Below are 9,096 nucleotides of genomic sequence, written 5' to 3'. Positions count from 1 at the left end.
CGACAAGAAGCCGACGCGGGACGTCGGCCGGACCTCGCTCACCGGACCGGCAACGGTCATCCTCTCTGGATTCGCGCTGGGCCTGGAATCTGCCGTCTACACCGCACTCGTGATCGCCGCCGCCGTCTACGGTGCGTTCCTGCTGGGTGGAGGCTCGCTGCTCGTCTCGCTCTTCCTCATCGCGCTCGCGGGTACCGGTCTGCTGACCACGGTCGGTGTGATCGTCGCCATGGACACGTTCGGACCGGTGGCGGACAACGCCCAGGGCATCGCCGAGATGTCCGGGGACGTCGAGGGCGAGGGTGCTCAGCTGCTGACCGAGCTTGACGCCGTCGGCAACACCACCAAGGCAGTCACCAAGGGCATCGCGATCGCCACCGCCGTGCTGGCGGCCACCGCGCTGTTCGGCTCCTACATGGACGTCATCGGGAGGGAGCTCGGCGGCATCGGCGAAAGCCTGGACTCGCTCCGCGGCGACAACTCGTTCGCCCTGACGATCGTCACGCCGAGCGTCTTGGTGGGTGTGATCATCGGAGCCTCCGTCGTCTTCCTCTTCTCCGGTCTCGCGATCAGTGCTGTCGGCCGGGCAGCGGGCGCGGTGGTGTACGAGGTACGCCGTCAGTTCCGCGAGGACCCGGGCATCATGGCCGGAACCACGAGGCCCGAATACGGCCGCGTGGTCGACATCGTCACCAAGGACTCGCTACGTGAGCTGGCGACGCCTGGATTGCTCGCGGTGTTGGCGCCGATCGCCGTCGGGTTCGGGCTGGGCATCGGCGCGCTCGCCGGATACCTTGGCGGTGCGATCGCCTCCGGTGTTCTGATGGCGGTCTTCCTGGCCAACTCCGGCGGGGCGTGGGACAACGCGAAGAAGATCGTCGAGGACGGCCACCACGGCGGCAAGGGCTCCGAAGCTCATGACGCCACGGTCATCGGCGACACGGTGGGCGACCCGTTCAAGGACACCGCCGGACCGGCGATCAACCCGCTGCTGAAGGTGATGAACCTGGTGTCGGTGCTGATCGCCCCGGCGATCGTGACCATGACCATCGGTCCGGACGCGAACGACGGCCTGCGCTACACGATCACCGCGATCGCGGTCGTCGTGATCATCGCGGCGATCTGGGTGTCGAAGCGACGGTCCACGGTGATCGGCGACGAGCTTCCAGTCAAGGAAGACGCCGCCGTCTGAGCCCCACCTGAATGAGGCTCTTCCGACCCACCCACGGATGGGTCGGAAGAGCCTCATTTTTTAAGGGCGGGCGCGTTCTGAGGTGAAGGCGGCGACGGAGATGACGGCACCGGGATAGCGCTCGTCATCGACGGCCACCGCCGGCACACCTGCCCTGGTCATCTCATCCACCAGCGGTCCTGGCTCAGGAGTCGGAACGAACGCGTGTACGCCACCCGGCTCGCCCGTGAGCCGGCCGTACGGTCGCACCCGCTCCGCCAGTTTCATCCGCCGTCGCGCGTACTCCGCGCGCACCCGGCGAAGATGCCGATCCAGGCCGCCGGACTCGATGAGCTCGGCCACGGTCAGCTGGACGACGGCGGAGACACCAAGGTCCGTGCGCTCACGCACCTCCTTCAGCCGCGTCGCGACGGCCGCGGGGGCGACGATCCAACCAAGCCGGAGCCCTGGCGCGAGCGACTTCGACAACGATCCCATGAGCACAACCGTGTCCGGAGACAATGCCTGTACGGCCGACGGGATTCCGGCCGGCGCGACGTGTGAGTCCCAGTCGTCCTCGACCACCCAGCGGCCGGCGGCTCCGCTCGCATCGACAAGGGCGCGACGCCTTTCCGCCGGCATCAGCGCACCGGTCGGGTACTGGTGCGTGGGAGTCACCAGCACGACGCCGGCCTCGGGCGGTATCGCCTCCGGCATCAGACCCGAATCGTCGATCGGCACTTGGACGACGTTCACCAGCTGGCGCATCATATGCGTCGAGCCGGGCGAACCGGGCCGCTCCAGCGCCCAGGTCCGCGCGCCGAGAACGTCGGCCAGCAAGGCCATAGCATGGGCGATGCCTGCGGTGACATGAATGTCATCCGGCGCGACGGAGATCCCTCGCGTCCGGCGCAACCAATCGGCCAGCACAGCCCGCAGCCGAGGGTGTCCCGACGGGTCGGGATAGCCGAGATCTTCGGCGGTCAGTTTCGCCAGACTGGCGCGCGAAGCCGCCGCCCACGCCCGGTGCGGGAAGAGCGCCGGGTCTGGAACGCTGGGTGTCGGCGGCGGAGCGGCCGATGTCAGAGTATCCGGGACCGACGGACCCACGCCGGGCAGACCCGCGACGCTCGGCCGGCGACGAGGCGACTGGTGGATGAAGCCCTCCACCGCCAGCTGGGTATACACGGCGTCGGTGGTGCCGCGGGACACGCCGAGGGCCGCCGCCAGATCTCGCGCTCCCGGAAGCACGTCGCCGGTCTTCAGCCAGCCGTCGTGGATCGCCTCGATCAGCCGGGCACGGAGCCAGTCCGCTTTCCCGGCGGCCGGGGCGACGCCGAAACGCGCAGCGAACCGATCGGCACTGTCAGACGACACTGGCACAGTGAAACACTTCAACACTGGCCCTGTCTATAGGCCAGTTTCTGGACCAGAGTTCCATCTGTGAACCTCGCACGCTCCCGGTCCCGCACGCCGTCCTCCACCACGCTCGGCGCGACGACATGCGCGGCCGGCATGACGATCGTCGGGACCTCGATCGCGATCGCTCCGTCGCTGGAAGGCTATCCGGTCCTGGCGGGCCAGGGATGGCGGTACCTGCTGGCAGGCCTCATCCTCATGGCGGTTCTCGTCGCCCGCACACCCTCACCTGTGCCGGATCGAGCCACAGTCTCGCCGCTTCGCCGCATCCGAGCGGCGACGGCCACGCTCACCGGTGTCACTCTGGGCACGGCGATCCGGCTGACCGCGATCGCCGCCACCGGCCTGGCCGCCTTCAACTGGCTACTCATCGAGGGAACCCGGCACGCGGACCCGGCATTCATGGCGGCCGTGGTCGGCGCCGCGCCGTTGGTCCTGGCGCTGCTCGGGCCACTCGCCGGAGGTCATCGAATTCGGCTGGGAACCGCCGCCGGCAGCGCCGTCGTCGTCACCGGCATCGTGTTGGTCCACGGCGCCACCGCTGCCCCGCTGGTCGCGTGGCCCTACGCGATCGCCTTCCTCGCGTGTGAGGCGGCGTTCACACTGCTGGCTGTCCCCGTGCTCAAAGAGCTCACACCGCTGCAGCTCTCCACCGGCACGTGCCTGATCGCGGCACCGATGCTAGCCGTGGTGAGTGTCGTCACCCAGGAGTCAGGACTGCAGGCACCCACCGCCACGGAGGCCTTGGCGTTGCTGTACATGGCGGTAGGCACCACCGCCGTCGCGTTCCTGCTCTGGTACAGCGGCGTGGCACGTCTGGGCGCCGACAGAGCCGGCCTCTTCATCGGTGTGATGCCGATCTCCGGCTACCTCGCCGGCGTGGCGATCGGTAGCTCGACCTGGGCGATACCGGCCCTGGCCGGCGTCCTGCTCTGTGGCGCCGGTATCGCCCTCGGCCTTAGGCAAAGCCCTCGGCACCCAGCCCGCTCCGCTGACTGCCTTAAGGACCCAGCCCACTCCACCCGGGGGGCGCCGTCACCGGCTGAGACGCTGGAATCGACGGACAGCCAGCGGGAGGAAGACCGCCGTGATGACGAGCGGCCAGACGACCGCCATCAGCAGCGCGTTCTGCTCGACCCATGAGTCGCCCAGCGCGACCGGGTTGCCGAACAGCTCACGGGCTGCCGTCACGGTCGATGACACAGGGTTCCACATTGCGATCGCGCCGAGCCAGTCCGGCATGAGCGCCGGCGCGACGAACACGCTGGAGATCATCGCGAACGGGAACGCCACCGCGAACAGGCTGCCGGCCGCCTCCTCGTTCGGCACCAGCATGCCCAGCCACACGCCGACCCAGATCAGCGCGAACCGCAGCAGGAGGAACAGCGCGAAGCCCCCCAGCGTCGCCAGTAGGCCACCGTCCGAACGCCACCCGACCACCAGTGCGGTCAGGCCGAGCACGAGCAGGTCGAGGCTGGCGCCGATCAGGTCACTTCCGCCCCGGCCCGTGACGACGGCCGAAGGTGCCATCGGCATCGAGCGGAACCTGTCGGTGACGCCCCGGGCGGTGTCGTAGACCACGACGTAGGCGGTGTTCATGAACCCCATCGCCATCGTCATGCCGAACATGCCGGGCATGAGGAACTCCCGGTAGTCACCGCCTCCGGGCACGGACATCGCGCTGCCGAACACGTACCCGAACAGCAGAACCGAGACGATCGGGAAGCCCAGCTGCCAGGCGATGTTGCTCGGCTGCCGGACATAGTGCGTCAAGCCACGACGGACGATGGTCCAGGAGTCCGCCGCGGCCCAGTACAGCCGCCGGCCTGGGCCGTCGAGCTCCGTCGTGAGCGTGGTGGACTCCACGCTTGGTGTGCTCATCTACTGCTTCTCCTCTTCCTTCTCGGTCTGCTCGGCAGTCGACGGCTCTTCCTCGGCCGGGTGGCCGGTGAGAGTCAGGAACACCTCGTCCAAGGTCGGGCGACGCAGGCCGATGTCCTCGACGCCGACGCCGGCGTCCTGAAGAGTTCGTGCTACCTCGGTCAGCGCCCCGACTCTGTCGGTCACCGCCCCGTGGACCCGGCGGCTCTCCCCATCGATCTCCGGCTCACCAGACGAGACGCGGGCCACCACCTTGGCTACCGCGGGGATATCGGCGACTTCATGCGCCACGACCTCCACGCGGTCGCCGCCGATGTGATTCTTCAGCTCCGCGGGTGTGTCGTCGGCGATCACCCGGCCGCGGTCGATCACGGCTATCCGCTCGGCGAGCTGGTCTGCCTCGTCAAGGTACTGCGTGGTGAGAAGCACTGTCGTCCCTTCGGCAACCAGAGAGCGGACCGCCTCCCACACCTCATTCCGGCCCCGTGGATCCAGCCCGGTGGTCGGCTCGTCGAGGAACAGCACCTGCGGTGCGAGGATCATGCTGGCCGCAAGGTCAAGACGGCGGCGCATTCCCCCGCTGTACTCCTTGATTCCCTTGTCCGCGGCGTCGACGAGTCCGAACTGCTCCAACAGCTCGTCCGCACGACGGATCGCTCCCTTCGCGCCCAAGTGGAACAGGCGGCCGAACATCCGAAGGTTCTGCCTGCCCGTCAGCACCTCGTCGACGGCGGCGTACTGACCAGTGAAGCCGATCCGCCGGCGGACCTGACGTGCCTGCGTGGCGACGTTGAATCCGGCCACCTCGGCCTGCCCGCCATCCAGCCTGACCAGCGTGGCCAGAATTCTCACCGCCGTCGTCTTTCCCGCTCCGTTCGGGCCGAGCAAGCCATAGACCGTTCCCTGCGGTACGACGAGGTCGAAACCGTCAAGGGCGCGCTTGTCTTTGTAGTGCTTCCGAAGCCCTTTGGCGACGATCGCGGGTTCGGTGGATATCACTGCGCCTCCTCTCTGCTATGCACAGCACGCTCAATTGCGTACACTATACCCGTGAACGCGTACAGCGCACGCACTTATTCCGGGACCGGGCCGGACAGCGCCGAACGACGGCAGCGATACCGCCAACGACGCCGTGGGCCGCGCGAGTCACCGCATCAGGCGAGTCGCGCGGCCCAAGAGGCGTCTAAGCTGTCAGCACCATGACGACCGAGTACAGCGGCAGCGGTGATGTCCATCGAAGCATCGAACTGCTGTGGAACCTGCGCGAACGGCCCACCCGCGGACCGAAACCCGGGCTCACCCTCGACCGGATCGTGACTGCCGCCATCGAGATCGCCGACGCCGAGGGCTTAGAGGCCCTGTCCATGCGGAAGGTGGCCACCAAACTGGACGTCGGGACCATGTCGCTCTACCGATATGTCCCTGGCAAGAGCGAGCTGCTCGACCTCATGCTCGACCGGGTGTCCGGCCCACCCCCGGAGATCCCGGACGCACCTGAACTCGGCTGGCGGGACCTGCTCGAGTCCTCGGCACGTGAACATTGGCAGCTCTGCCTGGACCACCCGTGGTATCCGTTCGTGGACCAGAGCCGCCCGCTGCTCGGTCCGAACGGTCTCGCCGACCTGGAGTATGTCTTGCGACACCTCCGCGCCACCACACAGCTGAGTGATCCCGAGATGATCATGGTGATCAGCATGGTGTTCAACTTCGTGGAGAGCACGGCGCGCTCGTACCTCGGCGAGAAACGGGCAGAAGAGCTGACCGGCGTCAGCACGGAGGAGTTCTGGGAGGCTCAGGAGCCGCTGCTCACCAAGGCGATGGAGAGCGGCGACTACCCCACCATGGCCAGCCTGTCCGCGGACACCTTCTCGTGGACGCACGACCAGTTCCTCGACTTCGGACTAGTCCGCCTCCTCGATGGTCTGCAGCTCTACATCGACGGGCCCTCCGCAGACAGTCAGCAATGACGAGAAGGAGGTGGGGAAAGCCTCTCAGCCTCTCAGGGCGTGCCTGATGGATCTGACGCCCTGGAGTCTCTGGGCCAAGCGGCGGCTGCTCACCGACGCGGCAGGATGATCGGCGCAGCACCGCGCGGGTGCTTGAGCACCTCCACATCATGCGTGTACACATCGCTCAGCAGCTCACTTGTGAGGACCTCGGACGCGGAGCCCACGGATGCCAGCGCACCGCGAGAGAGTACCGCCACTCGATCGGCGTATCCAGCCGCCAGGTTGAGGTCGTGCAGCACCACGACGACGGCGTCTCCCGCTGCTGCTCGCTGCCGGGCGACGGCGAGCACCATCTCCTGATGGTGCAGATCCAGCGCCGCGGTCGGTTCGTCGAGCAGCACCAACTGGGTGCGCTGGGCCAGCACCCGGGCCAACGCCACCCGTGCGCGCTCACCCCCGGACAGCGTGTTGAACCGGCGCTCCGCGAAAGCGCCCACATCGGCGACGGCCATCGCCTCGGCGATCGCCGCCTCGTCGTCGTTCTCCCGTTCGGTGCCGGCCCACGGGGCGCGCCCCATCGCCACCACCTCGACGACGGTGAACGGGAACGACAGGTTGACCTGCTGGAGCAGAACTGCTCGGCGCATCGCGGACTCCGCCGCAGACCATTCGTGGGTGGCGCGTCCGCACAGCTCGGCTGTCCCCTTCTCCGGTCGTATGTCACCGGTCAGCACCGACAGCAGAGTCGACTTGCCCGCGCCGTTCGGCCCGACCAGCGCCAGCACCTCTGACGTACGGACATCGAGGGAGACGTCGTGCAGAATCTGCGCCCCACCCAGTACCACGCCGGCCCCGCGCACCGCCGCGACAGCTTCACCGGGACCGATGCGGGACGGCATCCGTCGGCGACGCGGCGCAAGCAGCCGGCTCATGCCCAGCCTCCCGCCCGGCTGCGGGTGCGGCGCAGCAGCCAGAAGAAGAACGGCCCACCCACCAGCGCGGTCAGCATGCCGAGCGGAAGATCCGCGTACTGGATCGCTGTGCGGGCTACCAGGTCGGCGCCGACCAGGAGCACCGCGCCACCGAGCGCGCTCGCCGGCAGCAGCACCCGGTGACCAGGCCCGGCGACCATGCGCATCAGGTGTGGGACGACGAGCCCGACGAAGCCGATCACGCCCGCGAACGCCACACCCGAGCCGACCAGCATCGCCACCACGACGATGGCGACGATCCGGAGCCGTTCCACGTTGACGCCGAGATGACGCGCCGCTTTGTCCCCCAGAGACAGCAGGTCCAGCGATCGAGCCAACACCACAGCGACGACCAGACCCACGCACACGAAGGGCAGCACCGCGTTCACGGCCGGCCAGCGGGCTCCGTTGAGGCTACCGAGCTGCCAGAACACGATCTGCTCGCGAGCCTCAGGGTTGGCGACGAACGTGTTGAAGGCGACGAGTGCGAACGCCACCGCCGTCACCGCCACCCCGGTCAGCATCAGCGTCACCACCTCGGTGCGCCCGCCCGACCGGGACAACGCGTATACGAGGAGCGTCGCGAACAGCCCGGTGGTGAACGCAGCAGCCGGCGCTGTCCACTCACCGAGGAAGCTCGCACCCGTGACGAACACCAGGCTGGCCCCGACCGCCGCTCCGGGCGAGACGCCGATGAGGGCCGGCTCGGCCAGTGGGTTGCCGAAGATGCCTTGCATCAACGCCCCGGCCGTGGCCAGCGCCGCGCCCACCAGGATCGCGAGCACTACGCGAGGGAAGCGTACTAACCACAGCGTGTTCTCACCTTGCGCGTGCGAAGGCAGAGAACCGATGTCCAGCGGCAGGTCGACGGTGATCCCGACCCGGGTGAGCAACCACTCGAGCCCGCTGTCCAGCCGATGCATCACCGAACCGGTGACCTCCCCGGGAGAGATCTCCAGCTGCCCACGGCCGGCCGACACCACCGTGACCAGGACCAAGGCGGCGGCCAACCCACCGATCAGCAACGTCGCCCGAGCACGCCGGGCTCGCACGGGCGCGGTCGAGCCGCCCGCACGAGCCTCGATGTCCGTTTTTCGGTCCCGCCGAGCACGAGACGAGCCTGTCTGAGCAGCGTCGCCCGTTCCCTGGTCAGCGTGCTGCGCGGTCGTGGAGATCTCCGTGCTCACGGCGCGTAGACGGCTTCGGCAAGAGCGGCGATGGTCTGACCGGTGCGCGGCCCGAAACTGAGCAGCTGTGTGTCGTCCATGTCGACCACCCGCTGGTTCTCACCAGCGGGAGTCTGGGCGACGCCGGGGATCTTCTCCAGGCCGTCGGCGCCGCCGATGGAGCTCAGCCCTTCGGACATCATGATGATCACGTCCGGTGCGGCCTCGATCAGCGCCTCGGAGGTGACCTGCGTGAACGACCGGTCCAGCCCCAGGTCGGTCCCGACGTCGACCGCCCCGATCGCCTGAATCATCGCGTCGGCCCCAGAACCAGGACCGGCCAGCAGCTGCACCATTCCGCCACGCATGTAGAGGAAAGCGATCCGTAGCGGGTCGCCGTCATCGGGCGCCATACCCATCGCACCGGAGATCTCGTCCTGAGTCCGTTCGATCAACGCCTCGCCGGCGCCGGGGACGCCGAGCGCGCCCGCCACCGCGCGGATCTGGCTCGGCACGCCGTCGACCGTGCGCGCGTCGTC

The 9,096-nt window shown here is 68.2% G+C and carries 9 protein-coding genes; 3 read left to right on the top strand and 6 right to left on the bottom strand.

All coding sequences use genetic code 11. The annotated features are described in order from the left end of the window. The coding region (locus ELR45_RS37760) for a sodium/proton-translocating pyrophosphatase (RefSeq protein WP_205856535.1) at positions 1-1,192 on the top strand (1,192 nt) is incomplete at its 5' end. Positions 1,193-1,252: 60 nt separating this feature from the next. Here the strand turns inward: ELR45_RS37760 and ELR45_RS13120 are convergent. Then, positions 1,253-2,548 (bottom strand): aminotransferase-like domain-containing protein, encoded by a 1,296-nt coding sequence (locus ELR45_RS13120; protein ID WP_165367739.1) that lies wholly within the window; start codon positions 2,546-2,548, stop codon positions 1,253-1,255. Positions 2,549-2,614: 66 nt separating this feature from the next. Between ELR45_RS13120 and ELR45_RS13115 the strand changes: the two genes are divergently transcribed. Further along, entirely contained in the window at positions 2,615-3,733 is a 1,119-nt protein-coding gene (locus ELR45_RS13115) for a DMT family transporter (RefSeq protein WP_129666631.1), read from the top strand. Here ELR45_RS13115 and ELR45_RS13110 read toward each other — a convergent pair. Together ELR45_RS13110 and ELR45_RS13105 are read right to left on the bottom strand one after the other, a co-directional pair. Beyond that, a complete protein-coding gene (locus tag ELR45_RS13110; RefSeq protein WP_129666629.1) occupies positions 3,626-4,471 on the bottom strand; it encodes an ABC transporter permease in 846 nt (281 codons plus the stop codon). The two genes, ELR45_RS13115 and ELR45_RS13110, sit on opposite strands and share 108 nt — an antisense overlap. Then, a complete protein-coding gene (locus tag ELR45_RS13105; RefSeq protein ID WP_129667088.1) occupies positions 4,472-5,467 on the bottom strand; it encodes an ATP-binding cassette domain-containing protein in 996 nt (331 codons plus the stop codon). It abuts the gene before it with no gap. 203 nt (positions 5,468-5,670) lie between these two features. Between ELR45_RS13105 and ELR45_RS13100 the strand changes: the two genes are divergently transcribed. Then, positions 5,671-6,438: a TetR/AcrR family transcriptional regulator gene (locus tag ELR45_RS13100; protein ID WP_129666627.1), complete on the top strand. Its 768-nt coding sequence runs from the start codon at positions 5,671-5,673 to the stop codon at positions 6,436-6,438. An 89-nt stretch (positions 6,439-6,527) separates the two neighbouring features. On the opposite strand, the gene ELR45_RS13095 is transcribed toward ELR45_RS13100, so the two are convergent. The 3 genes from ELR45_RS13095 to ELR45_RS37755 all read right to left on the bottom strand — a co-directional run. After that, a complete protein-coding gene (locus ELR45_RS13095) occupies positions 6,528-7,352 on the bottom strand; it encodes a heme ABC transporter ATP-binding protein (RefSeq protein WP_129666625.1) in 825 nt (274 codons plus the stop codon). Next, positions 7,349-8,476, bottom strand: coding sequence for a FecCD family ABC transporter permease (locus ELR45_RS13090; protein WP_129667087.1), 1,128 nt, complete (start codon positions 8,474-8,476; stop codon positions 7,349-7,351). The genes ELR45_RS13095 and ELR45_RS13090 overlap by 4 nt, the downstream gene beginning before the upstream one ends. Before the next feature lie 98 nt (positions 8,477-8,574). Next, positions 8,575-9,096, bottom strand: a 522-nt coding sequence (locus ELR45_RS37755; protein ID WP_205856533.1) for a heme/hemin ABC transporter substrate-binding protein, incomplete at its 5' end; no start/stop codon positions are given.

Origin of the sequence: Phytoactinopolyspora endophytica, from assembly GCF_004138495.1 — a bacterium.
Classification (GTDB): domain Bacteria; phylum Actinomycetota; class Actinomycetes; order Jiangellales; family Jiangellaceae; genus Phytoactinopolyspora; species Phytoactinopolyspora endophytica.
Note: the sequence above shows the minus strand (reverse complement) of the source record. Positions and strands in the feature narration are given on the sequence as shown.